This window comes from Streptomyces sp. NPDC005728 (genome assembly GCF_040630895.1).
Taxonomy (GTDB): domain Bacteria; phylum Actinomycetota; class Actinomycetes; order Streptomycetales; family Streptomycetaceae; genus Streptomyces.
This window is the reverse complement of sequence record NZ_JBEXYL010000114.1, coordinates 1-24,022: the sequence shown is the minus strand read 5'-3', so window position 1 is coordinate 24,022 and position 24,022 is coordinate 1. Positions and strand designations below refer to the sequence as shown.

Below are 24,022 nucleotides of genomic sequence, written 5' to 3'. Positions count from 1 at the left end.
TCCGTTGTAGAGCGAACAGTGATCACGCAGCATCCCGGCGAGCGCACCCTGCTGGCCCACGGTGGGCCGCATGAGGAACTTGTACGCACGGATCATCCAGCCCACCCCCTTCGGCTCCTGTGCGATCAACATAGAGCAGGCCACTGACACCGCAGCGAACCCCGGCGCTGCGCGCCTCCGGTTCGAGGATGCGTCTCCCTCCCCGGCTGAAGCCGGGGATACCCACGCAAGATCAACGGATGGATCCGGCGGATGCACGCCACGCAGGTCTCGCGTACGCGCTCAGGGTGCTCGCGCAGTCGTACGCCGAGCACTCCCACTACCGCCAGGAGTGGCGTCCGTAGGACCACCAAAGAGACATCCCCTGGCTGTCAGAATTCACTGGGTGGTCTCGTCATCGGCCGGTACCGTGCGACGCGAGTCAAGGGGGGTGAGCTGGTGCGCCCAGTCGGCCTGGGGCGATGACATTGCATCGGTGATCGGCCTCATTGTGAGGTCGGTCGGATCCGTCCTGGGGTCGGGGTGAGGCCGCCGAGTAGCCGGGCCGCTGGCAGCAGGGCGGCGGCGAACACCAGGGGGCCGATCGTCTGAGGGATCTGATGGTGGGCCGCGCCGATCACCGCGTCGGCGATCTGAACCGTGCCGTTCAATGCGAGAAGCAGGCCCAGTGGCTTCCAGGCGCGTACGGCCAGCAGCCAGAGCATTCCGCCGAGCAGCACGACGCTGCGGGCCGCCATGTAGGCGGCGTAGGTCCTGGACGCGGACCGGTCGCCGCCATGCACCAGCCCACCCGGGTCCACCAGGCTGGACACCGCGAAGTAGCCGGACGTGACCACGGTGAGGAGTGCGACAAGCGCGCCGAACCGGCGAGCATTTAGTGAGGGAGCCATATCATTCGGATGCCGAATCATATGGCTAGGCTAACGTTGCCGGGGTGACGGCGGAAGAGTCTTTGACCAACACGGTGGGCTTCCTGTTGGGCAAGCTGGGCCAGCAGGCGAACGGGCGGTTCGCGGATCGGCTGGCTCCGCTCGGCCTGCGCCCCCGGCACTGCGCCGTCCTGGAGCTCCTGTCCGGCGGGCCACGGGCGCAGCTGGAACTGGCCAAGGCCGTCGGGGTGACCGCGAGCGTGGTCGTCGACATGCTCGACGAACTCGAGGAACTCGATGCCGTACGACGGGTACGCGACACCGCCGACCGTCGGCGCCAGCTCATCGAGCTGACGCCGGCCGGCCGGGAACTGCGGCGTCAGACGCTCTCGCTGGCGCGGCAGAACGACGAGGAGCTGCTGAGCGCGATCGACCCCGCCGAGGCGGCGGCCCTGCGCCAGACCCTGGGCCGGATCGCCATCGCGACTGGCCTCATGGCGAAGTGACCCACACCGGGCACAGCGGGTCGGCGCCGGCATTTCCAGCCGACCCACGCCTGGCACAACGCCTCTGTCCGGCTCGCCCGTTGGGACAACCGCCCCGAACGACGCCGCTGACGATCACCTATCTGTGCGACTTCCAAGCCCGCGAGGCTCCCCCTGATCTCGGGGCGGTACTTCGGTCTGGAGTGCTGTGACTTTGGAGTCCAGGCATGCGTGGGTGAGTCGCGGGGGGCCACGGCCGACCGCTACACGCCGCCCGCTAGCATCCTGTCGCATGACGAGGCGGGGGTGGCGGCCGGGTGCCGTGGCGGGGGTGGCGTTACTGGCGGCGATCTGCGCCTCCGGTCCAGAACGCCCGGAGGTCATCCGCACGGCGTCCGACCTCGGCCCCCTCCCGGCCGACCGCTACGACTACACGCCGCACGACTACCAGCGATCGCAGCGGGCATCAGCGTTGCTGATCCGTCAGTGCATGGCGGAGCGGGGCCACCCGGACTTCCCGCTCGACCCCCGCTACCCCAGCGACCCCGTCGTCGCCACCGCGGTCAGCACCGACTACGGCGCCCTGGATCTCGCCACCGCCCGCCGCTGGGGCTACGGCTGGGACCCGGCAAAGCCTCTGGCCCTCAGGCCGAAGGGCCGCCGGATGACTTACGCCGAGTACGCGGACCTGCCCGCCTGCAACGCCGAGGCGAATCGGCGGCTGATGCGCGGCATCGACCTCAGGCGGGACTGGCTCTACGCAAGCACACGGGCGATCGAGGTCGACAAGGCGGTCAAGCGCGACCCGCGCCTCCACGCGGCCTGGGATGTGTGGTCCCGCTGTGTGGCAGAACAAGGATTCACCCGCTATCCCGACCCCGTCGCGGCGTACACGGACGACGCCTGGCAGCGGGCCGGTGACGGCAACACCCGGCATACGCAGCGGGAGCGGGCCACCGCCGTCGCGGACGTCACGTGCAAGCGCCGCCACCATACGGCCGAGCTCTGGCACGCTGTACGGGCGCAGAAGCAGGCCGTGGACATCACACGGCACCGCGACCGCTACGCCGGCGGACTGCAGGCACTGCGGACGTACCGGGCCAACATCGCCGAGGTGCTGCAGAAGCTCGGCTAGCGGGGTGCCGACGCATCACCGTGCGTCCCACGAACACCGACCGATACGCGGCAGCCGCCCAGGCGACTGACCTTGCGCCCGCGTATTCCGTCACCCCGAGCATCATATTTCGTCGGTTCCCCGATGCAGGCCTCGGTGTTTTGCAGCGCGTGCGGCCTTCACCACAGCGATACCGGACCGCGCTGCGGAACACCGCGGGAAGCGGCGGCCCGGGGGTCCGCCCCACGTGCCATGCCAACGTTCCTCAGGCTCGGGACTCACCTCGTCGGACTGCTCACTGGCAACCGATGCCAACTCGAGCCGCCGAGCCCGGAGGAGTGCCCGTCCGGGACCGGCAGCCGACACCGGCGGGCACTGGCGCCCGGGACGTCCGCGGGGTGTCACCGCCGGGATCAGCGTCGAGCGGCTGCGGGAGGCGGGGCGGACGACGCCCGGGGTGGATTCGTTCCGGCCGGTCAGGTGGCGGCGGCCTCACCCACGTGATCGAGGAGCAGAATGGCCCCGCATCGTCACTCGTCTTCCAGGCCGCCGGACACCGAAGTGGCCGCTGCCTTCAACCGCAGCATGACCCGCACGAGGCAGCGACGGCGGTCGGCGTCACTGGGGTCCTCATAGGAGGTACGACCGTGCAGCACCCGGCGGTCGTCGATGACCAGGCAGTCGCCGTCCTCCAGCGGGATCGTGACCTTCAGTTCACGGCGCCCCAGCACCTGCCGCAGGGTTTCGAGGGCAGCGCGCCGGTCGGGTGGCAGGGGGTCGCCGGTCAGTTCGGCGGCGGTCTCGATGCGCTTGAGATTGCATCGGAGGTGGACGCGGCCGTCAGCCTGCTCGAACACCGGGGTGCGCACCACAGGGTCCGCGCCCGGAGGCGTGACATGGCGACGGTCGATGGCGTAGGGAGCGCCGAGCAGGTCCAAGGCGCGCGGTGACTCCTCACGGAGGATGCGGTGGACCGTCCAGCCATCCATCAGGACGGAGGCGCCGCCCTGTGCCGCCTTTCGATGGGTGAGCAGGGCAATGCAGTCGGGCAGGTGGCCGAAGGGCTGGACTGCGCGGTCGTTGTGCAGGTGCAGGTAGCCGCGTGATCTGGACGTGTAGGCGTTCTCGTGGAAGCGGCGGTCGTCGGTGTACGCCGAGACGCCCTCGTCCCGGACCAGCCATCCGAGGGCGGTGTCCGGACCCCGGCCCTGCGGAAGCGCTTCTCCGAGGTGACGGAGCATCGCTACGGCGAACTCCTGGGCAGCCGTGGTGCTCATGGTGCCGGCGGGTGTGCCCGTCACCACGGTGAAGCCGGGGCCTTCGAGCAGTTCGGCGCGTATCCGGCGGGCCAGGAGAGCGTGGTCAGGTCCGTACGGGAGGCGGAAGGCACCGGAGGAGGCGAAGGTCTGCCGCGTCCAGCCGTTCACGGCCTCCCGGGGCATCGACGGCCTCCTTCCATTTGCAGGCCAACTGTCCCTGTCAGGGTAGGAGTCGGAGATGACGCGGGGAAGACCACGCCGAGGAGGGGCGAGTGCTGCTCAAACAACTGGGACGTGGTGGTCCCGTGGTGTCGGCGATGGGCCTGGGCTGCATGGGTATGTCCGACTTCTACGGCCCCGCCGACGAGAAGGAGTCGGTCGCGACGATCCAACATGCACTCGACCGAGGCATCACCTTCCTCGACACCGCCGACATGTACGGCCCCCACATCAACGAGAGGTTGGTGGGGCGGGCCATCGCCGGGCGTCGCAACGAAGTGTTCCTGGCCTCCAAGTTCGGCGTCGTACGGTCCCAAGACCGCCGGGCACGCCGGGTCGACCCACGCCCGCGTACGCGAAGAGGGCCTGCGAGGCGTCGCTGCGCCGGCTCGGAGTCGACCATCTCGACCTCTACTACCTTCACCGGCGCAACCCTTCCGTCCCCGTCGAGGACACCGTCGGTGCCATGGGCGAGCTGGTGGCCGAGGGCAAGGTCCGCCACATCGGCCTGTCGGAGGTGAGCGCCGACACTCTGCGTCGGGCGTGCGCGGCGGCGCCGGTCGCCGCGCTGCAGAGCGAGTACTCACTGTGGACACGCGGCCTGGAGCGGGAGATCCTTCCTGCCGCCCGGGAGCTTGGCGTCGCGCTGGTGGCGTACGCACCACTCGGCCGCGGCCTCCTCGCGGGAAAGCTCACGTCCGTGGATGCCCTCGCCGACGACGACATCCGCCACGATCAGCCCCGCTTCCGCGGAGCGAACCTGGGGGCCAACCTCCGCCTGGTCCAGCGCGTACGGGCCCTCGCCACCGCCGTCGGCTGCACCCCGGCACAACTCACCCTGGCCTGGCTCCTGGCCCAACGGGGCGTCATCCCCCTGCCGGGCATGCGCCGCCGCACACATCTCGACGAAAACGCCGGGGCGGTTGCGATCACCCTCAGTACCGAGCACCTGCAGCTGATCACCAGGTCGATCCCGGAAGCCGCCGGCGAACGCGCACCAGATCTGTCCCGACTCGAGCAATAGGAAAGACTCGAGCAAGAAGAAGGAGACGACTGCCGTCACGGTTCCTGGCGGGTCGCGGCGCGGAGTTGGCGACCCGCAAGGCCCACGGGCGGGTCGGTTCACCGGGAGCGCAACGCGGCCTCCACGACCTCGTGGACGGTCCTCGCGGGGTGACCGATGGTGGCTTCCAGCGTGGGGTCGGTGGCGTTGAACTCACCATTTCGCGATGCCGCGAACATCGTCAAGGAGAACTCCGCAGCAGTCCGCGGCATCCCGCCGGCGACTGCCACGGATGTCCACTCGTCGTCGTCCATGACGACTCGGGTGATGGTCCGGCCCGTGATGCGGCTGAGGATTTCGGCAACGTCGGCGAAGTCCAGCGTGCGGGGGGCTGTCAGCGGCGGCGTGACCCCTTCGAGCGCACCGTCCTCGGTCAGGGCGAAGGACGCGGCTTCCGCCAGGTCCTCGTGGGCCGTCCAGGACACCGGGCCGTCCTGCGGCACGACGAGCGTGCCGGTCTCCAGCGCCGCGCCGATGTAGTAGCCCAAGGTGGAGGCATAGAACCCGTTGCGAAGAGCGGTGTAGGGGACTGGTTGCCGCTTGAGGTGCTCCTCGGTGGCCGCGTGGACCTTCTGCGGCGGGAAGAGCGACACGGGTGAGGCGGCCTGGTGGCTGGTGTACAGGATGCGTTGGGCGCCCGCTTCCCGTGCTGCGTCGATGGCGGCGGTGTTGGCGGTCAACGCGCCGCCGCCGCGAATGGCCGCGGAGACGACCAGGACGCGCTCGGCACCTTCGAAGGCTTGCTTCAGACCGTCGGGTTCGGTGAAGTCTCCCGCTCGGACTCGGACGCCGCGCTCGGCGAGGTCGGCGGCCTTGCTCACGTCGCGCACGCTGACGCCGATCCTGTCAGCCGGTACCCGCTCCAGCAGGCGGTTGACGATCAGCGACCCGAGGTGGCCCGTGGCTCCCGTGACGATCAGCATCGATGGCTCCAGTCTGACGACGTTTCCAACGGAACGAAATTGACGGTACCACTGATACTTCCATTGGATTCAAACACACCGGAGCCCATCGGAAGATCGGCCGAAGAGGGCAGCAAATTCGGGAAGATCACCAGCGTGAGGCCGGCGATATCAGCGATAACATCACTTGTCACGCATGGGCGATACCATCGTCCCCATGGCACCGAACACGCAGCGGCGAGACATCACCCGGGACCGCATCGTGAAGGTTGCGGCCGACCTGCTGTGCGAGCAAGGGCCGACCGCGGTGACCACGCGGCGCGTGGCCCACGAGGCCGGGCTGCAGCCTCCTGCCCTCTACCGCTTCTTCCAGGACAAGGACGACCTGCTGGATGCCGCCGTGGAGCGTGTCTTCGCCGAACATGTGGCGAGCAAGCAGACCACCGCGCCCTCGGACGATCCTGTGGAAGACCTCCGCGCCGGCTGGAACACGCAGATCGGCTTCGGCCTGGCCAACCCCTACGTCTACGGCCTGTTGCTCGACCCGGCTCGCGCACGCGACACGCCGGCACAGGTCAAGGGTGTGCTGATCCTCGCCGAGCGTGTGCACAGAATCGCCGCCGCCGGGCGGCTTCGGGTGAGCGAGGAACGCGCCGTCAACCTGATCCGCTCGGCCGGGATCGGAACCGTCCACACTCTGCTGACCCTGCCACCAGGGCAAAGCGACCCGCACCTGGCCGACGCCGCCTTCGACGCGATCGCTCGCGCCATCCTCACGGATGAGCCCGTTGTCCCCACCCAGGACCCGGCGGCCGTCGTTGCGGCCTTCCGCACCCTCCTGCCCGAACTGCCCGGTCTCAGCAAAGCCGAGGCCGCGCTTCTCGACGAGTGGCTGCAGCGCTGATCCAGCACCGCCGCGACGGGGTTGGCCCAGGACGCGCCGGGTCAGGAGCCCGGGGGCGTGTGTGGGTCCTGCGGGGCGCACACTGGAAGCAGGAGGCCATGGGGCGTGAGCCGCACACGGAGGTCAGCCATGAGCACCCTCGAACTGCACGTCGACGTCGGAGTCCCGGTCGATACGGCCTGGGAGACCCTTCACCGGGTGGAGAATTATCCGCGCTTCATGGAAGGAGTGCGGGGTGCGCGTAGGGAGGCGGGGGGCCGAGCGCATCTGGAGGTCGCGGCAGGTGGCCGGGACCGGGAGGTCGAGGCTGAGGTTTCCGACCGTGGGGAGCGCGTGATGGAGTGGCTCACCACGAGCGCCCCCGAGCTGACGGGTTCCTTCTCGCTCCAGCCGATCGACCAGAATCACACCCGGATCCAGGCACGGCTGGAGTACGACCCCGACATCGTCCGGGACGCTTTCGGCGGGCCGAAGGGGTTCGCCCAGACGAACGCGATCCAACGACTCGTACGTAGCGATCTGGAGCACTTCAAGGAGTACGTAGAACGCGGGTGAGCAGCAGAATCACGGCAAGCGCGGTCTGCGGACGCACCGTTCCGCCCCGCTCGGTGTCCCCGGGGAGGAGGACCCGCACCGCCACCGGCTTGTCGAGCCCGTAGACGACGATCTCGCCGACGGGGGGTCTCGGCGGGGCCGGACGGGGCTCTACTCGTGCGTGCCCGCGCGGACCGCCGCTTCGGTGAGCGTGGTCGCGGTTCGTACGGCGCTGTCGACGGCCTCGTCAGGGGTGAGGCCGCACACGTCGGTGAGAGAGAACAGGGCCTCGGCGCTCACGGTGACCGCGAGATCCCACTCGAGCTGGGCAAAAGCTCCCGGATCGGTCGCCCCCAGTGTCCCCTGGAGGGTCGCGAGCGCGTGGTCGATGAGACCGAAACGGATTCCGGGTCTCCCTGACGGCGACCGGGGCCGGGTGATGGTGGCGGCGATCACGGCGCGGACCGCGCCTTGGCGGACGAGTATCCCGCGAAGCAGGAACTCACGGGCGAAGGCGACGCGTTCGACGGGGTCCCAGGAGTGCGCGACCGGTCCGAGCGCGTCGGCGGGCGGGGGCCGGGCCCCGGCCAGCGCCTCACTGATCAGGGACGGGAGGTCAGGGAAGTGCCGGTAGGCGGTGACCTCGGAGACCTCGGCCGCCCGGGCGATCTCGGGCAAATGAGCCGGGACTGCAGCGTCGGAGGCACGATCCAGTCAGCCGGCGTGCGGCATCACCTGCCTCCACTGACGGCGTGACACTCCGCCATCTCGAATGACGTTGCGACGCGTTCCGTTGGCAGGGGCGACGCGGGCCGGCTTGTTCTTGAATGGTCGCTCATGTATGTTCATCCCATGCCCAGACCTCGAGAGTTCGAGCCCGACGCCGTGCTGGACCAGGCCATGCTGCGGTTCTGGCTGCGCGGCTACCGGGCCACGTCCATCGAGGATCTGGTGAAGGCGACCGGGGTGAAGCCCGGCAGTCTCTACAGTGCATTCCCCGGTGGCAAGCGCGCACTGTTCCTGAAGTCGCTGGAGCGCTACTCCAAGTTGGTCGTTCCCCAGAAGCTGGGCGAGCTGGAAGCACCGGGGGCCTCGCTGGCCGAGCTCCGCGGGTACTTCGACGGGCTGGTGCGCGATCTACTCAGCCCGGAGGGCCGACAGGGCTGTCTGCTGGTGAATACCGCGATCGAGAATGCGGCCGAGGACGACGAAGCTGCCGCAGTCGTGCGCGGCCATCTGGCCCGTCTGGAGCGGTGCATGGTCACAGCTCTGCGGAACGCCCGCAGCGGCGGCGAGGTGCGCGCCTCGGTGGATCCGGTCGGCAGTGCCAGGCTGCTGGTCGCGACGTGCCAGGGGTTGATGGTCATAGGGAAGGCGAATCCCGACGAGACGGTCCTGCGCGCAATCGCGGACAACGCCTTCGCCGCCCTCGCCTGACGACTGGACCCAGGGGCCACCGCATGCGGTGGCTCTTTTTCAGAGCCAATAGTTGAACAACAATTCAAGAACGGAGCCTGATCATGAAGGCCATCGTCATCTCCGCCTACGGCGGTCCCGAGGTTCTCAGCATCACCGACCTGCCCGACCCCGTGCCCGCAGGGGGAGACGTACTGATCCGGGTCAAGGCATTCGGCCTCAACCACGCCGAGGCATACATGCGCGCAGGCGCCTGGGGCGAAGTCGCGGCCGTCCCGGGGATCGAGTGCACCGGAGTGGTCGAGGCCGACCCCACAGGCCAACTTCCCGTCGGGACCCGAGTCGTGGCGATCCTCGGCGGCATGGGCCGGACCCGCAACGGCAGCTATGCCGAACTGGTGACAGTACCGGCGACCAATGTGGCCCCGGTGCGCTCATCACTGGGGTGGGCCGAGCTGGCGGCGGTTCCCGAGGTCTACGCGACAGCGTGGAACGGGCTGTTCGGCAACTTGGACCTGCGGCCCGGAGAGCGGGTTCTGGTGCGGGGAGCGACCTCCTCCCTCGGCCAGGCCGCCGTCAACCTCGCCGTCGACCACGGCGCGACAGTACTCGCGACCACCCGCAATCCCGCGCACGCGCCGTTGCTGAAGGAACTCGGAGCTGAGGAGGTCCTCATCGACGACGGTCATCTGGCTGTGCAGGTGAGCACGCGGAAGATCACCGTTGACGCGGTGTTCGACATCGTCGGCAACAACGTCCTGCGCGACTCCCTGGCCACGGTCCGCCCCCGCGGACGGGTATGCCAACTCGGGTTCCTCGGCGGCTTCGAGCCGGTGCGGGACTTCGACCCGATCACCGATCTCCCCACCGGGGTGCAGCTCAGCTTCTTCGGCAGCGCCTTTGTCCTGGGCAGCCCCGAATTTCCGCTCGCAGACGTTCCACTGGACGCGATCTACGCCAAGGTCGAGTCAGGCGCAATCCCGGCAAGGCCCGCACGAGTCTTCCGGTTCGACGAGATCATCGAAGCCCACCGGGCCATGGAGGCCGGTGAGACGCTCGGCAAGATGACCGTCACCATCAGCTGAGAACCTCACCCATCCGCCGAAACCCCCAGGGTGTCCGGCCGTCGTGAACAAGCCAGCCCACCGGCACCTTGAAGCCGCAGACGGGTCGGCTTTGCCGTGCCGTCGAGGATCACGTGGGTCATGCCCTCGCGTCGGCAGCGGCCCAGGACCTGCTGCAGGTCCGGGCCTGGTCGGCGAGGACGTCGATGCCTTCGTGGAGGTAGCGCCGACCAATGGCCCGGCAGACACCGGCGTCTCGGGCCAGGCAGTGTACGCAGCCGCGTTCGCGGAACCGGCGCAGGACCAGCACGGCCTGGCGGAACGGGCCGAGCGCGCGGCTGCCGCGCGGGGTGCCGAGGCGCCGTCGGTGCGCGGCCAGCAGACGGGACAGGTACTCGACGACGTGGCGCGGAACGTCGAGCGCGGCAGCATAGATGACCAAGGTGAAGCCTCCGGCTCAGTGGACGATCTTGTGAGAGAGGCTTGCCCTACCAGGGGCTTCACATCCGTTCGAGCCCGGGGGACCGCAAATCCGATCCGCGCTGGATCGGGTGGCTCAAGCCTTCTCGGCGCGGATCGAGTAGGTGAGGGGAATGCGGGGAGCGCCCTCGGGATGCCGGTCGATGTCGCCGTCGTGGCGCTCAAGCGACTGGCGTTGGAGGTAGAAGGTGTGGTCGTGCTCGTGGAGAGACTGGATCCGTAGCCGAGCTCCGGCGATCGCCGAGACAACGGTCGACAGGCTGTGCCGCCACTCGACGGTCTCGTTGTCCTCGGTCGTCGCCGCCTCATCGGCGTAGGTACCGGGGCCTCCCGAGGCTTCCGGACCTTCATCGAAGTAGTCGTGCGTGACCGTGCTTCCGGTCTCGTCGTCGAGGGCGAAGCTGACGGGATGGAACTCCGCAAGGTACAGGCACCCAGCGGGAGCGAGCAGTTCAGCGACCACCGACGCCCAGCGGCTCATGCCAGGTAGCAGCAGCCCGCCCCTACCCCTCCCACTGTTGTGCATGACCACCGATCGCTGGCGACGACGCCGCAGAACAGGTATGTATCCGCCACCTGCCCGCAGCAATTTCCTTCACCTGCTTCCTCATCAGGTCAGCGAGGTGACTCGGACTGCGCGACGAAGCGGGCGAGCTCCTCGGCGGCGCTGCGAGGCAGGTCGGCGACCGCTGCCTCCGACAGGGTCGTGATCTCGGTGCGCAGCCGCGCGCCGAGGTCCGGCAGCAGATCCCAGGCGGAGGCCGGGGCTTCGACGGCGGCGAGCAGCAGGTCCCCCTCGTAGAAGTACGCGTCCAGGAGCGGATCCTCGAGTAGCAAGCGCACTGCGAGGGGAAGGACGTACGGCAGGGCCACCTGCTGCGAGACGAGTGTGAGTAGATCCCCCGGGCTGAGTTCGCTCAGCGGAACGCACCGCAACCGATGCACCTTGCTGACCAAGTGGGTCGCGTCGGCGGCCGGAGGCATCCAGCAAGGCGGATCCAGTTCGTCGAGCGTGCGGTCGAGGTGCAGCAGATGGTCCATGGGGGTTCATTCTCAGCCCTCGATCGGCAGTCGTCTCCACCCGACGATCGGCAAGCGCAGGAGGTTCTCGCCTTCACAGGCAGATTCCGCGAGCGGAGCCAGGAATTTGCCCGTGCGCGCGGACATTCCGAAGTCTCACGTCAGGCGATCCACACCTCGCCGCGGTGATGTCGGTCCCACCTCACGGCTGAGAACTCGTCCTCGCCGGCACTTGTCACTACGCCCACCGCCGCAACGCCTGCGAGATCGGACTGCCATCAGGCGGAAACAGCTGGCCTCCTCTACGTGGAGCGGTCCCAGCACGATAGTGCCGCCATCCCATACGGCAGCCCGTTGGCCGAGAGTGAGGGCCCACAGTGGAGGCGCCGGACGGCGCGCGGAGTCCAGGGCCGCGGCGTCCACGCTCCGGTCCCGCTCCCGTCCCCGGCTGCACGAAAGAGCGGAGCACGGCTGCCCTCGGCGGCCACTGCCGTTGCCCCGCCGTGTGCACGGGTGCTCTTGAAGCGCCGCTCGCCTGCCGTCTACCGTCGCGTGAACCGTGTTCCGATGAGCTGCTGAGTCGCCGGGCCACAGGTGCGCCGCCGATACGAGGGGAACGTCTGCTGTGCGTGTGCGTGAGGGGCGGGAAAGGGTCGAGGCCGCCGGACACCTGATCCGGCCGCCCGAGGACAGCGCGCGCGAGCACCGTTTCGCGCCGGGCCACGGCCCGATGACGCCTGCCCACGCGATCGCCCTCCAGCGCACGGCGGGCAACGCGGCGGTGAGCCGGATGGTCGGGGAGATCGGAGGGGCGGGGCCGAAGATCCCCTGGGCCGCGCCGGGGACGCGTTCGAAGCGAACCCAGGATGAGTCCGGCGTCGAGCGGGGCGACAGCCCGCCGCGGCAACAGCAGCGCGTCGAGAAGGATCAGCAGGCGACCAGGGCCACGCGCAGCGGAAAGGCCGGGACGTCGGTGAAGGGCAAGGAGAAGGCGGAGGAAACGGAGGAGATCGGCAATCCCACCCTCCAGTTCACCTCCCGTTACGTCGGCCCCGGAAAACAGTCGCTCGCCGGCAACCAGGAGATCGGCTTCGAACAGGAGGCGACGCTGCGGCGGGCGGACGGGATGACGACGCGGGCGGAGGACGCATACGACTTCTGGCAGGAGGTCACCGACGAAAACCGTCAGATCGCGCCGGACGCAGTGAACTACCGTCCCAAGAAGTCCAAGCGCCCGTGGGTCGTGGACGGTCCCTTCCGTCCGTCCTACAACAGCGACGACGGAACCATCGTCAACGAGGCCGATCGCATCTCCTTCAACGACAGTCCCGGATTCTCGGGCAACATGAGGATGACCAACGGCTACTGGCTCTGCTCCTACGAGGTCAGGTTCCGCTGGAAGGTCCGCCGCAAGCTGGGCGGCCGGTTCACCAAGAGCGAACCGTTCTGGACCAGTGACGAAATGGTCCACCGGGTGGAGTCGGTGTTTGACCCCCAAAACCCCGACGCGTCGGCGCAGATCACTGTCAACTCGGCGGGCAACCACACGTGGAACGTCGAACTGCCCAACTGAGAGGGGCTCGGCCCGCACCGCTGAAGGGTCGTCCGCGATCCGTCGCGCCCCGGCGACACCGGTCAAGCGGCGCGTCCGTGGCTGTCTTCCTCAGGTGACCGCGGACCAGGCTGGCAACCAGATCCAGGATGACGTTCGGCAGCGGTGGGCGGCACTGGTAGACAAACCCCTCAGTGCCCTTGGCGGGGCCGGTGTTCTCTCTCACGGAATCCCCAACCCCCGCCGGGGAAGTGCGCGTTACGCCGAAATGAGGCCGGGATCGGTCAGGCGGTCGACTGCGGCAGGGCGGTACTGGTGCGGGGTGGGTCCCGACCGGTGGACGGTTGAGACGCCGTCCTGACAGGGCCGGATCTTCTCGCCCGTTCTGGACGTACGCAACTGACAGGGCCGTTCACACTGCACCACTCCGGCCAGTGGCGCCCGCCCGCTGGAGCTGGCGCGGGCGCTTTGCCGTCAGGACTTCGGGGGGTTGTCTTCGCGGCCCCACCGGGTGGCCCAGTACCGATCCCGTACGGGTACGTACTCGTGGAATGCCTTCATGGCTTCGGTCTGCGCGTCGCGCTGCGCCTTGGTCAGGGTGTACGGGCGCAGCCAGGGGTCAGCAAGCAGCGGCGGATTGAGCCAGGACCGGGCTCAGCTGCCACTGGCTTCGTGCCTTCGACGCCATGCGGCGTGGGCGCGTCGCCGGCCTACACGCAACCGCAGGCGGGCCGGGCCAGGCCGGGCCGGGCCGGGTCTCCTGGTCCGCCCCCGCACCGGATAGCGATCAGAGGAGCCGGATGGCAGTCTGAGAGGTGGATCCAAGTTTCGGGGAGCCCCTCACACCGAGCGACACCATTGTTCGTGATCGCGGGAGGTGGAACTTCCATGAGAAACCGGGCCTCACTTACCGGAACCGCAGTGGGCCTGGTAGTGGCCGGAGCCCTGTCGACGACACTCGTACCGTTCACCGCGTCGCCGGCCTGGGCCGAGGAGTGCGTAGCCTCCGCTCGCACTCCGAGCCACAGCCATTCCCACCGTGCCGACCGCCGCAACCGTGAGGTGAGGAAAGCGGTCGTCTGCCTCATCAACGGCCAGCGCGCGCAACACGGTCTTCCAGCCCTGACCTACAACGAGAACCTGACGACGGCGGCTCTCCAGCACTCCTCCGCGGCCGTGCAGCAGCAGTGGTGGGGACCGGGCAAGGACTCGCACACCAACCCGCAGACGGGCTCGACACCGCAGAGCCGCATGCTGGGAGCCGGCTACTGCCCGAACCCCGTGTCCTGGCGGGTCGCCGAGATCACCTACACCGGCTGGGGCGGCAGCGGTACGCCAAACGCCGCCGTCGAGTGGTGGATGAACTCACCGCCCCACCGGGCGAACATCCTCGACCCCGGACTGCTTGAGATCGGGCGCTGGGCTCAGGCCGGTGCGGCCGACCCGGCCGGAACAGGCGCGGACGGAGCCGGAACGTACGTCGTCACCTTCGGGAACTGTCAGCGGTGACAAACCAGCACACCCGGGCTTCCCGCACTCCGCCGCCGCCGGCCTCAGCCGTGCCTCGTCCGCTCATGTGGACAGCATTGGCCACCAGGACCGGTCACCGTCCGCCGGCGTCCAGCACTGGTCGCGTGGTCAGCCTCCCTTCACGGGCTGGTACTGGGCGGCGAGGACTGGCCGACGCGTCGGCTTCGAGTCGTGGACCGGCTCCGGCGCCCGGAGCCGGTGCCTTCCCGGTCACAGCAGGGCCGTCAGGCGCTGAACGCTGCGGCTGCCCTCACGACGTACGCCCAGGGGGATCAGGGCGGCATGGGCCGGCAGCCGCACGCCACCGGTGAACGCCACCCGAGTACCTGGGCCTTCTGGCGCCGCCGCCACGCCGACCAGCAGGAACCGGCTCTGCAGCCAGCACCATCCGGGCCGCTGCACCCCGCGCAGTCGTGCCCTCATCCCGTACCTGCTGCGCGCCAGCGCCTCGACACGCTCGCCCTGCCGACGGACGACGCGCAGCCGCTGCATGTCGGGCACGACCTGCCCGAAGGTGCCCTCCAGGTCGCCCAGCAGCGCCCAGACCTGTTCGAAGGGAGCGTCGATGTGCGCCTCGGTCACGTGGGCGCCGGGAATGCCGCCGGCCAAGGCGTGCAGGCGGCGCACGGGGTCGAGGTCGGTGCTGGGCCAGGGCTCGTTCATGACGTCCACGCCTTCCGGAAAGTGTCGCGGGCCCGGTGCAGCCGCGACTTGACGGTGCCCGTGCGCACGCCGAGCAGGGCGGCGGCGGTGCGCTCGTCCAGGCCCTCGACGTCGCGCAGCATCAGCACCGCGCGGTGCTCGGGGGAGAGCCGGTCCAGTACGTCCCTGATGTCGGCGGAGAGTTGGGGGTCGCCGCGGGCGGGGAGCGCGCTGAGATCGGCCGGTACGGTGCGGGCGGTGCGGTGCGCGGTGCGGATCGCCTCCCGTACGGCGATGGCACGGACCCAGCCGTGCAGTGCGGCCGGGTCCTTCAGGCTGCGCAGCGACTTGAAGACCGCCACCAGGGCCTCCTGCGCAGCGTCCGCTCCCTGGTCCAGGGCTATGGGCGCGCAGACGCGGCCCACGTACGGGGCGAGGACGTCCAGGAGTTCGGCCATGGCGAGCGTGTCGCCACGCTGGGCGGCTCGCACGAGCCGGGGCGTCCGGTCCTCGGGGCGTTCATCAGGCACGCGCCGCATCCTTCCACCGCGCCACGCGCAGAGCGGCAACGGACAGGACGGCGCACAGCGGGGTGTAGAGAAGGAGGTTGAGCAAGTAGAAGGCGGTGCCGGTCTCCTTGGCGAACAGCCAGTAGATCCCCGCCAAAGCGCGCAGCGAGAGGCCCGCGGCCACGGCCAGGGTGCCGACGCGGAATAGCACCGGACGGGGCCGGCGAGAGCAGGCGAGGACAAAGACAGCGGCCGTGAGGAGCAGAGCGACAAGAGGAAGCAGGATCGGTGGTGTGAACGGCACGTCCGTCCCGAGAACCGCGTCGGACAGGCTCCTGTCGTCGGCCGCGGGCCATGTGGCTCCCGTCGTCCAGTACAGATGGAGCAGGCCATCCGCGGTGAGCACCGAGGCGACGAGCGCGGCGGCGCGGGTCGGGGCGGGATTATCGGGCTGGTGCGGCATGCGTCCTCCTGCGGCAACCATGGGAATCCGTCGCCCTACAGAGGAACCGCCCGCGCGAAACGTTCCCTCGGGACGCGGGAATTCTTCGGCGGCGGGCGAGCGATGCCCACCCAGGCCCCGGCTGCCGAGCAGGCTTCCTGTGCCTCGGCGATCAAGCGCGTCAACAGCAGGGCTGAGGCTGCCGTCAACGTTTCGCTCAGCCAGTCCTGCTGTTGGTCAGAGATGTGCGGCAGACTTCGGTGACCAGGAGCGGTTGAGGGTACGGGGAGGCGCATGGAACGCATCAGTGAGTCACTGAGGGGCTGCGGGCCCTCGGTGCTGTACGCGCTCAGCGTTGCCGGGTGGACAGCGGGTCGCCGGATCGCCACTGCGGACTGGACACAGCAACTGACAGCGGCGGGGTTCGAGCTCAACGACGCGGCGCCCAGGGTCTGGGCGGAGTTCGGCGGGCTGAGGATCACGAGTTCCCCGGCCCGCGTCCCCGGCTCGTCACTGCACATAGACCCCGTTGACGCCTGCATCGACGCAGTCGCGGAAGCGTCCAGACTGAGACGTGGATACGCAGAGAACTACGGCCCTCTGGGCATGTGGTCGGTCCAGTACAGGTCATACATTGCAGCAAGCGGGCGCGTCATTGCCGTAGGACCGAATGTCCTCTGGCACCTGGGTGCAACGTTCGCAGAGGCGCTGGCCTACGTAGTGGATGGCGATGCCGGCGCCGATCGTACGGAGCGGGCAGACTGGCTCACCGACTGTCTGTGAGTAACTCCGTGCTGTGCTTCATCACGTGCGGGTGGATCGAGTCGGCGGCCGGAGGCGGTGGTGAACAACGGACCGATCGTCCGACCGTCGAGGAAGTCCTGCAGGGCGTTCCAGATGTGCGGCGGAACCGCCTTCTTCCGCACCCGGATGTGTGTTGTCACCGCCGCGACGGCCCCAACCGGCAAGGCGGCTGTCACCGGCCGGCCGAGCATGTGCTGAGGCACCTCGACCCATGGCGCCACGAGCATCCACTTGCCCGGACCTCCGCGGGGATGCCACGCCAGCTCACCACATCCCAACAGGTCGTGCTGCGTCCCGGGGCAGCTCAACACAGGCCCTGACGGTGCAATTCACGAACAGATCTCACAGCCCGAACAGCCCTGCCGCATTGTCGTGGCACACCGCCCGCAGCCACTCCTCGCCGAGACCCAGCCGCTCCAGGGCGTTGAGTTGGTGCACGTAGGGATAGGGGATGTTAGGGAAGTCGGAGCCGAGCAGGATGCGGTCTCCGAGGTCGGACAGCCGGGGCAGGGCCCGCTGGGGGAACGGCATGAACCCCTCGGCAAAGTCGGTGAACGCCATCGTCGTGTCCAGCCGCACTTCCCGATACCCCTCGGCGAGGCCGAGAAAGTCCTCGTACTCGGGCATCCCCAGATGCGCGACGACGAGCCGCAGCCGGGGGTGCCGCGCCAGGACCTGCGCGATCGGCCCGGGGCCGGTGTACTTGCCGGGCGCGGGCCCGGAGCCGCAGTGGATCACCACGGGTGTCCCGGCCTCGGCCAGCAACCCCCATGCCCGCTGGAGAAGTTCGTTGGCCGGGTCGTACTCCCCCACCTGCACATGCGCCTTGAAGACGCGCGCGCCCGCCTCGACGGCTTCCTGGACGTATGCCTCAACGCCCGGCTCGGGGTAGAGGGTGGCGGTGTGCAGACAGTCTGGGGTCCGGCGGGCGAAGTCGGCCGCCCAGCCGTTCAGCCACCTGGCCATGCCAGGCTTGTGCGGGTAGAGCATCGCAGTGAAGGACCGCACGCCGAACTCCCGGAGCAGTGCCGTCCGTTCCGCCTCCTCTTTCCGGTAGGTGATCGGCCACTCCAGCCCACCGGTCAGCGGTCCGAGCGCATCGAAGTAGTCCCAGACCTTGTGCAGGACGCGCTCGGGCATGAAGTGGGTGTGGACGTCGACCAGTCCGGGAAGACCGAGCCGACCCCAGAAACGGCGGACCTCATAGGCCTCCTTGCCTACAGGCACGTCAGTCACGGCCCGTCCCAACCCCGTGGCCGTGCTCGAGCCGGGCGACCTGGCATCGTAGGTGAGGCCGTGCGCGGGAGTGGGCTCGGCGGAACCGCCGGGGTCGACAGGTTCCATGCGGTGATCGTCCATGTCACCCACCATCAGTCCTGGTGAGGTGCCGGGTCCACTCCTTCGCACAAGGGATCCGTGAGGGATCCATCACCAGGCCCTGAGGCTGTGTCGGCCTGTCGTCCAAGCAAGCGGCCCTGCACCTGGCTGTGAAAGATCAATCGGAGGACAAGGTCCGATGGCTGGAGATCACCACGACGGGGCTGTCGTCGGCCGGGGCGCAGACACGTGACAGCGTCCGCTGACAGTCGATCCCGTTGGTCCCCTCGTGGAGGCGGGCGAGGGCGCAGGGGCCGGCGGCTCGGGCCACCCTCGCTCCACCACGCCACATCGACGCTGGGAACCAGACCCGCCAGATGTCCGGCCAGCTCGGCGACGGAGATCTCTGCCCCGCCGCGGGCTGTGGTGACCCACGTGAGGACGATACGCGGAACCATGAGTGCCTCCTGGTGGGGGCGTTGGAGCCGGCCCAGCCCCGGTCCTCGATGAGGGCCCGGAGTGGAGCCCAGCAGGTTGGTACGAGAGAGCGCGGCTCCATGCTGCATTGCGGCCGGTCCATGTGAATCCCGCATGGCGGTCTATGCGGGGCGTCGGTAGACCGTCTGACATCAACCCCTTTCCCGGTGGACTTGGAGCGGACGGTCCGACAGTCACTCGGGGCTGCCCACGGAACCTGCATGTACCGAGGTGTCCAGGTCATCGATCCGGCCGGCGAGTGTCCGCAAGGCTTCGGAAGACGGGGAGCCGGGTTGAGCTGTACTCACGAGCAACCACTGGTCCGGGTCACCGGGAAAGACAAGGGCCTCATAGTTCAAGGTGACTTCGCCGAGCAGGGGGTGCCGGTAACGTCTGGTGCCGTGGGAGAACTCCTCCACATCGTGTGCGGCCCACCATCGGCGAAAGTCTTCGTCTACGGCCGACAGCTGATCAATTAGCTCGGTCAGTTGTGGATCGTTCGGATGCCGACCCGCATACAGGTGCAAACCTGTGACGACCATGCGGGCAGCCATGTCCCAGTCAATAAATAGTTCACGCGCCGCAGGGTCGAGAAATACAAATCGCGCCAAATTGCGCTCGCGGGCCGGTACGGCATCGAAGTCGGCATATATCGCGCAAGCCATTCGATTAAGGGCAAGGACGTCCATGCGGCCGTCCAGAATCATGGCAGGGGTATCCCGGAGAACCTCAAGCAGCGCGTACGCGCCCGGACGCACTCGCCATGGAACGGCGGGCCGGCTCACTCTGGCCACGGACTGCGGTCTGGCAAGGTTGAACAGATGCGCACGCTCGGCATCATCCAGCCGCAGAGCGCGGGCTACAGCCTCCAACACCGCTTCCGAGGCGTTGGCCACCCGTCCGCGTTCCATACGGATGTAGTAGTCCACGCTCAATCCGGCCAAGAGTGCAACCTCCTCACGGCGGAGTCCCGGAACACGGCGACTCGCCCCGGGCGTGACCCCGACCTGCTCAGGCGTCACCCGAGCGCGCCGCGAGCGCAGAAAATCGCTCAGCTCTTTGTTGTCACGTGAACCGGACGACGTCGTGCCCATATATTGAGGCTAGCCCTCGACGCGCCATCCCGGCAAACGCACAGTGGAATAATGCGGCCGCATAAGCCACTCCCTGTCAGCGAAAAAGGGAATTCCCTGAAACAGTCGCCCTAAAATAGCGAAGTGGAGCCGCCCCGCTTACCGCCGGACCAGCGAGCGACGTCGATCCAACAGACGCTTTCCGAATATAGTCTTGGCCCGCAGACCATCTCCCGTCAGGGCCCAAGTGACGGGCGCGCATGGCACTCGCCGACGGCGGGGCCGGCGGTGGATCCGAATGCCTTGTTGTCGTCCGGACGTCGGCCCGTGGCCGCGTCGACGACCTTCTCGCCGTTTCCGCCTCGACGAGGATCAAGCTGCGTTATCCCGACGCCTGCATCGGCGGCTACTCGGCGATGGGGAAAGGGGGCCTGCCAGTACCTGGACCAGTAGGCCATGGCCGAAGTAGGCCTGCTTGGCCGCCCCCAGGTGCCTTTCCGGCTGGTTCTCTGGATTGCAGGTCAGCACAAGGCCCGCAGGACAAGCAGGCCTCGCTGAACTCGCCGACCAAGGCGAAACCCCGTTCGACGGTCTGGTGACGCGTCGGGCGTAATCCACCGACGTCAAGAAACAAGGACATCCCCATGAATCTGAAGCTCGAAATGATCGTGCTGCCCGTCTCCGACATCGACCGGGCCAAGGCCTTCTACGAGAAGGTCGGATTCCGCCTGGACGTCGACTACACGGCCAGCGAGCACTTCCGGGTCGTGCACTTCACTCCGCCCGGCTCCGAGTGCTCGATCATCTTCGGCGAGGGGATGACCCCCATCGCACCCGGCTCGTTCCAGGGCCTGTACCTCATCGTCTCCGACATCGAGGAGGCCCGCACGGATCTCACCGGCCGCGGCATCGAGGTCAGCGAGATCTTCCACGACGCAGGCGGCCTCTTCCACGGCCACGAGGGCGGCGGCGTCACCCACCGCGGCCCCGGCCAGGAGCGGCGGGCCGGCCTGCACCCCGAGCGCGCCTCCTACGGCTCCTTCCTCACCTTCAGCGACCCGGACGGCAACGGCTGGGTGCTCCAGGAGGTCTCGCAGCGCCTCCCCGGCCGCTGACAACCCCACAAGCCACCGTCCATGGGCTGCAACGGACCGTGTCCGGTCCGGATGGCAGCCGGTCCGGCCCAGCGGTTCTCGCGGTCCGGACCGAAGACCGGCACCGGACCGCCGGGCGAGCGCAAGGGTGCTTTCCGCCGCCCGGCGGTCCGGCTGCCGGCCGAGCCAGCGCCGCGAGACGGCTTTGCCGCCGGGACCGTCCCGTCCCGTGACCGTCCCCCCTCGACCCCGTGCGGTGCGGCGGCCCTGGTGCCGTCCGGTGGCGGGGAACGGCAAACGCGGCCGGCCATGGGCCGCGGCCGCCGGAGTGTCCGACCGAATCACGGAAGCAATGAGGAACGAAACAGTGAGGAACGCAGCAGTGAGGAACGAGACAACCCGCACGTACGACGTGATCGTCATCGGCGCAGGGCCGGTCGGCGAGAACGTGGCCGAACGCGCCCGCGCCGCAGGGCTCAGTACCGTGATCGTGGAGCGCGAACTCCTCGGCGGCGAGTGCTCGTTCTGGGCCTGCGACCCGAGCAAGGCGCTGCTGCGGCCGGTGGTGGCACGTGCCGACGCGAGCCACGTACCAGGACTCAACCCGGCGGCGGCCGGCCCACTGGACGTCGAGGCGGTCCTCGCGCACCGCGACAGGATGTCCTCGTACTGGAAGGACGAGGACCAGGTCGACTGGCTGAACTCGGTCTCCGTCGACCTCATGCGCGGCCACGGCCGCCTCACCGGCCTCAAGCAGGTGGCCGTGCAGACCCCTGAGGGCGACATCATCACCCTGACCGCCCGGCACGCCGTCGCCGTCTCCACCGGCACCCGCGCCGCCCTGCCCCCCATCCCCGGATTCGACACCGTGCGCCCCTGGACCAGCCGCGAGGCCACCAGCGCCGCCAAGGTGCCCGGCCGCCTCGCCGTCGTCGGCGGTGGTGTGGTGGCCGTCGAGATGGCCACCGCCTGGCAGGCCCTCGGCTCTCAGGTGACCATGCTGGTCCTCGAGAACGGGCTCCTCGAGCGGATGGAGCCGTTCGCCGGCGAACTGGTCGCCGACGGACTGCGCGAAGCAGGCGTCGACATCCGTTTCAACACCACCGTCACCTGCATGGCCCGCGAGGACGGCGAGGTGCGGATCACGTTGTCCGACGGCGGGCAGCTGGCCGCGGACGAGATCCTGCTGGCGACCGGCCGCGCCCCGCAGACCCGCGACGTCGGCCTGGAGACCGTCGGTCTCACCCCCGGCGACTGGCTGACCGTCGACGACACCTTCCGGGTCACCGGCGTCGACGGCAGCTGGCTCTACGCCGTCGGCGACGTCAACCGCCGCGCCCTGATGACGCATCAGGGCAAGTACCAGGCCCGGATCGCCGGCTCCGTCATCGGCGCCCGCGCCAAGGGAGAGCCCATCGACGACGCCCCTTGGGGCGCGCATGTCGCCACCGCCGACCACGCGGCCGTCCCCCAGGTCGTCTTCACCACCCCCGAGGTCGCCTCCGTCGGCCTGACCAGCCGCGAGGCCGAGCAGAGCGGGCGCCGCATCGAGGTCGTCGACTACGACCTCGCCCGCGTCGCCGGCGCCCACCAGTACGGCGAGGACTACCGCGGCCGGGCCCGCATGCTCATCGACACCGACCGCAACACCGTGGTGGGCGTCACCTTCGCCGGCCCCGGCGTCGGGGAACTGGTGCACTCAGCCACCATCGCGGTCGCCGGCGAGGTGCCCCTCGACCGGCTCTGGCACGCCGTCCCCGCCTTCCCCACCCTCGGCGAAGTCTGGCTGCGGCTGCTGGAGACGTACCGCGGCTGAGCATGCACCGGCCGGCATGCGGGGCGGTCGGCCCTGGCCTCAGCCGGGTGACTCGGTTGTCTGCGGGTGAGGAGCGATCCTCCTCACCCGGTGGCCGGCAGTCTTCTTCGGTCGGCGAGTCCGACCCGATGGCGAGTCGCACAGACGGGGCGGGGCCCAAGGCTCCGGCACTCCGGGAGTACTGGGCATCTACGGCCCACCCGCGCACCCTGCCGCAGGCGCGCCAATCGAACGACGCACTCAGCACCCCTTCAGGACATCACCCCCCTATTCCTCAATGTTCGGGTGATTTCCTTCACCGCAGTAATTTATTGTTCAACTACATCTCGAGGCGTAGCTTCGACAGCGCCCACAGAAAGGCAGGTCCGCCGTCGCAGTCATGGAGCGGCGGACACTGCTAAGGAGGAAAGACCATGAAGAAGCCCATGCGTCGTATCGCGACCGCGAGCGTTTCCGCGGCATTCGTCGGAGGCACACTCCTCGCCACCGGCGGCTCCGCGGCGGCGGCCACTCTTCCCGATGGCGGGCTCACTCCTGCCCGGGTCGTCGTGACCGCGGACACGGACACGATCGGCTTGGACGACGGCCAGGTCGTGAAGAACCACCTCGACCCCTGGGTACAGGGCCAGCTGCTGGCGTTCGACCCCTGGATCCAACATCAGCTGGCGCTGTTCGCACACTACGGGGACCTCGGTCATCGGTAATGACTGTCCCCGCGGGCGCGGGGACTACGTCCTCGAGGCGAATCTGGCTCTGCCCGGAGTTCCGTGAATTGCTCGGGCCGTCGTCCAGAATCACGGCCGGGCCGTGACGCACCCAGGCGCCTGGTTGGCCGGTCACTCTGGGTAGAGCGCCGCGATCCGGGGCAGTCGGGCGGCGGCTTCGCTGTGGTCGTCGAAGTCGAAGTCCCAGGCGGGATCGAGATCCGGGTAGTTGCTGGTGAAGGCATCGCTGGGGAGTTCTGTGCGGGTTGCGGTCTCGTAGGCGTCCCAAGCGATGTCCAGGGTTTGCTCGCCCTCCTGCTCTGCCGCGCTGTCGCAGCCAGGTGCGGATGGCCTTGGAGCTGTAGCCCTTGTCGCCCAGGACGTGGGCGGGCCGCCCCGGGCCGATGCGGAGCACCGTATCGCTTCCATCACAGCGGTGAACCGGGTGCAGTCGTTGGCGTTGCCGCCCGTGCCGGTGAACCCGAGCGGGCGGCCGAAGGCATCGCAGGCGAGATGAATCTTGCTGGTGAGGCCGCCTCGGGAGCGTCCGAGGGCGGGGCCGTGAAGCCCCCCTTTTCGGGCCCCTGCTGCGTGCTGGTGGGCGCGGACGATGGTGGAGTCGACGCACACCAGCCAGTCGGGTCTTCCAAGATTTTCGTAGCCGTTGATCGTTGGGCCCGCGGGAGTGTCAGCTGAGCAGGATGCGGTGGCGGAGGAGGCGGTAGCCGGCCCG

General features: G+C 68.8%; 26 protein-coding genes and 3 pseudogenes. 15 read left to right on the top strand and 14 right to left on the bottom strand.

Annotation, left to right across the window (positions count from 1 at the left end; genetic code table 11):
• Window positions 1–96: pseudogene (locus ABZ471_RS41260) on the bottom strand (RNA-guided endonuclease TnpB family protein); the annotation flags it as partial.
• 143 nt (window positions 97–239) lie between these two features.
• On the opposite strand from ABZ471_RS41260, the gene ABZ471_RS41255 reads away from it, so the two are divergent.
• Window positions 240–344: a DUF6221 family protein gene (locus ABZ471_RS41255; RefSeq protein ID WP_359074069.1), complete on the top strand. Its 105-nt coding sequence runs from the start codon at window positions 240–242 to the stop codon at window positions 342–344.
• A 141-nt stretch (window positions 345–485) separates the two neighbouring features.
• Here ABZ471_RS41255 and ABZ471_RS41250 read toward each other — a convergent pair whose 3' ends face one another.
• Window positions 486–836: a hypothetical protein gene (locus ABZ471_RS41250; RefSeq protein WP_359074068.1), complete on the bottom strand. Its 351-nt coding sequence runs from the start codon at window positions 834–836 to the stop codon at window positions 486–488.
• 98 nt (window positions 837–934) lie between these two features.
• Here ABZ471_RS41250 and ABZ471_RS41245 point away from each other — a divergent pair, with 98 nt between their 5' ends.
• Window positions 935–1,375: a MarR family transcriptional regulator gene (locus ABZ471_RS41245; RefSeq protein ID WP_359074066.1), complete on the top strand. Its 441-nt coding sequence runs from the start codon at window positions 935–937 to the stop codon at window positions 1,373–1,375.
• 271 nt (window positions 1,376–1,646) lie between these two features.
• A complete protein-coding gene (locus tag ABZ471_RS41240) occupies window positions 1,647–2,489 on the top strand; it encodes a hypothetical protein (protein ID WP_359074064.1) in 843 nt (280 codons plus the stop codon).
• Window positions 2,490–2,998: 509 nt separating this feature from the next.
• Here the strand turns inward: ABZ471_RS41240 and ABZ471_RS41235 are convergent.
• Complete coding sequence (locus ABZ471_RS41235; RefSeq protein ID WP_359074063.1) at window positions 2,999–3,910, bottom strand: TauD/TfdA family dioxygenase; 912 nt, start codon at window positions 3,908–3,910, stop codon at window positions 2,999–3,001.
• 134 nt (window positions 3,911–4,044) lie between these two features.
• On the opposite strand from ABZ471_RS41235, the pseudogene ABZ471_RS41230 reads away from it, so the two are divergent.
• Together ABZ471_RS41230 and ABZ471_RS41225 are read left to right on the top strand one after the other, a co-directional pair.
• Window positions 4,045–4,203 (top strand): annotated as a pseudogene (locus ABZ471_RS41230) (aldo/keto reductase); the annotation flags it as partial.
• 122 nt (window positions 4,204–4,325) lie between these two features.
• Window positions 4,326–4,970, top strand: coding sequence for an aldo/keto reductase (locus ABZ471_RS41225; RefSeq protein ID WP_359074070.1), 645 nt, complete (start codon window positions 4,326–4,328; stop codon window positions 4,968–4,970).
• A 98-nt stretch (window positions 4,971–5,068) separates the two neighbouring features.
• On the opposite strand, the gene ABZ471_RS41220 is transcribed toward ABZ471_RS41225, so the two are convergent.
• Window positions 5,069–5,932: an SDR family oxidoreductase gene (locus tag ABZ471_RS41220; protein WP_359074062.1), complete on the bottom strand. Its 864-nt coding sequence runs from the start codon at window positions 5,930–5,932 to the stop codon at window positions 5,069–5,071.
• 196 nt (window positions 5,933–6,128) lie between these two features.
• Here ABZ471_RS41220 and ABZ471_RS41215 point away from each other — a divergent pair, with 196 nt between their 5' ends.
• Window positions 6,129–6,815 (top strand): TetR/AcrR family transcriptional regulator, encoded by a 687-nt coding sequence (locus ABZ471_RS41215; RefSeq protein WP_359074060.1) that lies wholly within the window; start codon window positions 6,129–6,131, stop codon window positions 6,813–6,815.
• 129 nt (window positions 6,816–6,944) lie between these two features.
• Window positions 6,945–7,370, top strand: coding sequence for an SRPBCC family protein (locus tag ABZ471_RS41210; protein WP_359074058.1), 426 nt, complete (start codon window positions 6,945–6,947; stop codon window positions 7,368–7,370).
• Window positions 7,371–7,520: 150 nt separating this feature from the next.
• Here ABZ471_RS41210 and ABZ471_RS41205 read toward each other — a convergent pair whose 3' ends face one another.
• Entirely contained in the window at window positions 7,521–8,027 is a 507-nt protein-coding gene (locus ABZ471_RS41205) for a TetR/AcrR family transcriptional regulator (RefSeq protein ID WP_359074056.1), read from the bottom strand.
• 174 nt (window positions 8,028–8,201) lie between these two features.
• Here ABZ471_RS41205 and ABZ471_RS41200 point away from each other — a divergent pair, with 174 nt between their 5' ends.
• The gene (locus ABZ471_RS41200; RefSeq protein WP_359074054.1) at window positions 8,202–8,786 is read left to right on the top strand and encodes a helix-turn-helix domain-containing protein; all 585 of its coding nucleotides are present in this window, start codon (window positions 8,202–8,204) and stop codon (window positions 8,784–8,786) included.
• Between the two features lie 83 nt (window positions 8,787–8,869).
• Window positions 8,870–9,850: a zinc-binding dehydrogenase gene (locus ABZ471_RS41195; protein ID WP_359074052.1), complete on the top strand. Its 981-nt coding sequence runs from the start codon at window positions 8,870–8,872 to the stop codon at window positions 9,848–9,850.
• Between the two features lie 118 nt (window positions 9,851–9,968).
• On the opposite strand, the gene ABZ471_RS41190 is transcribed toward ABZ471_RS41195, so the two are convergent.
• The 3 genes from ABZ471_RS41190 to ABZ471_RS41180 all read right to left on the bottom strand — a co-directional run bounded on the left by ABZ471_RS41190 (window position 9,969) and on the right by ABZ471_RS41180 (window position 11,350).
• Window positions 9,969–10,271 (bottom strand): hypothetical protein, encoded by a 303-nt coding sequence (locus ABZ471_RS41190; RefSeq protein WP_359074051.1) that lies wholly within the window; start codon window positions 10,269–10,271, stop codon window positions 9,969–9,971.
• 114 nt (window positions 10,272–10,385) lie between these two features.
• Window positions 10,386–10,790 carry a hypothetical protein gene (locus tag ABZ471_RS41185; protein ID WP_359074049.1) on the bottom strand — a complete coding sequence of 135 codons (405 nt, stop codon included), beginning with the start codon at window positions 10,788–10,790 and terminating at the stop codon, window positions 10,386–10,388.
• Between the two features lie 134 nt (window positions 10,791–10,924).
• A complete protein-coding gene (locus ABZ471_RS41180; RefSeq protein ID WP_359074048.1) occupies window positions 10,925–11,350 on the bottom strand; it encodes a contact-dependent growth inhibition system immunity protein in 426 nt (141 codons plus the stop codon).
• A 604-nt stretch (window positions 11,351–11,954) separates the two neighbouring features.
• Between ABZ471_RS41180 and ABZ471_RS41175 the strand changes: the two genes are divergently transcribed.
• Together ABZ471_RS41175 and ABZ471_RS41170 are read left to right on the top strand one after the other, a co-directional pair.
• Window positions 11,955–12,902: a hypothetical protein gene (locus ABZ471_RS41175; RefSeq protein ID WP_359074046.1), complete on the top strand. Its 948-nt coding sequence runs from the start codon at window positions 11,955–11,957 to the stop codon at window positions 12,900–12,902.
• A gap of 1,041 nt (window positions 12,903–13,943) precedes the next feature.
• Entirely contained in the window at window positions 13,944–14,390 is a 447-nt protein-coding gene (locus ABZ471_RS41170) for a CAP domain-containing protein (RefSeq protein WP_359074044.1), read from the top strand.
• Between the two features lie 231 nt (window positions 14,391–14,621).
• Here the strand turns inward: ABZ471_RS41170 and ABZ471_RS41165 are convergent, their stop codons facing one another.
• The 3 genes from ABZ471_RS41165 to ABZ471_RS41155 are packed head-to-tail and all read right to left on the bottom strand — an operon-like array spanning window position 14,622 to window position 16,025.
• Complete coding sequence (locus ABZ471_RS41165; RefSeq protein WP_359074042.1) at window positions 14,622–15,074, bottom strand: hypothetical protein; 453 nt, start codon at window positions 15,072–15,074, stop codon at window positions 14,622–14,624.
• The gene (locus ABZ471_RS41160) at window positions 15,071–15,592 is read right to left on the bottom strand and encodes an RNA polymerase sigma factor (protein WP_359074041.1); all 522 of its coding nucleotides are present in this window, start codon (window positions 15,590–15,592) and stop codon (window positions 15,071–15,073) included. Before ABZ471_RS41160 ends, ABZ471_RS41165 begins: the two co-directional genes overlap by 4 nt.
• Window positions 15,576–16,025, bottom strand: coding sequence for a DUF3995 domain-containing protein (locus ABZ471_RS41155; protein ID WP_359074039.1), 450 nt, complete (start codon window positions 16,023–16,025; stop codon window positions 15,576–15,578). The genes ABZ471_RS41160 and ABZ471_RS41155 overlap by 17 nt, the downstream gene beginning before the upstream one ends.
• 273 nt (window positions 16,026–16,298) lie before the next feature.
• Here ABZ471_RS41155 and ABZ471_RS41150 point away from each other — a divergent pair, with 273 nt between their 5' ends.
• Entirely contained in the window at window positions 16,299–16,787 is a 489-nt protein-coding gene (locus ABZ471_RS41150) for an SUKH-3 domain-containing protein (RefSeq protein WP_359074038.1), read from the top strand.
• A gap of 363 nt (window positions 16,788–17,150) precedes the next feature.
• Here the strand turns inward: ABZ471_RS41150 and ABZ471_RS41145 are convergent, their stop codons facing one another.
• Entirely contained in the window at window positions 17,151–18,152 is a 1,002-nt protein-coding gene (locus ABZ471_RS41145) for an amidohydrolase family protein (protein WP_359074036.1), read from the bottom strand.
• Window positions 18,153–18,796: 644 nt separating this feature from the next.
• Window positions 18,797–19,696, bottom strand: a complete 900-nt coding sequence (locus ABZ471_RS41140) for a helix-turn-helix transcriptional regulator (protein WP_359074035.1) — start codon at window positions 19,694–19,696, stop codon at window positions 18,797–18,799.
• Window positions 19,697–20,319: 623 nt separating this feature from the next.
• On the opposite strand from ABZ471_RS41140, the gene ABZ471_RS41135 reads away from it, so the two are divergent.
• The 3 genes from ABZ471_RS41135 to ABZ471_RS41125 all read left to right on the top strand — a co-directional run bounded on the left by ABZ471_RS41135 (window position 20,320) and on the right by ABZ471_RS41125 (window position 23,289).
• Window positions 20,320–20,790: a VOC family protein gene (locus ABZ471_RS41135; protein ID WP_359074034.1), complete on the top strand. Its 471-nt coding sequence runs from the start codon at window positions 20,320–20,322 to the stop codon at window positions 20,788–20,790.
• Window positions 20,791–21,151: 361 nt separating this feature from the next.
• Window positions 21,152–22,585 carry an NAD(P)/FAD-dependent oxidoreductase gene (locus ABZ471_RS41130; protein WP_359074033.1) on the top strand — a complete coding sequence of 478 codons (1,434 nt, stop codon included), beginning with the start codon at window positions 21,152–21,154 and terminating at the stop codon, window positions 22,583–22,585.
• A gap of 413 nt (window positions 22,586–22,998) precedes the next feature.
• The gene (locus ABZ471_RS41125) at window positions 22,999–23,289 is read left to right on the top strand and encodes a hypothetical protein (RefSeq protein ID WP_359074031.1); all 291 of its coding nucleotides are present in this window, start codon (window positions 22,999–23,001) and stop codon (window positions 23,287–23,289) included.
• A 441-nt stretch (window positions 23,290–23,730) separates the two neighbouring features.
• On the opposite strand, the pseudogene ABZ471_RS41120 reads toward ABZ471_RS41125, so the two are convergent.
• A pseudogene (locus ABZ471_RS41120) lies at window positions 23,731–23,928 on the bottom strand (transposase); the annotation flags it as partial.
• Window positions 23,929–24,022 lie beyond the last annotated feature (94 nt).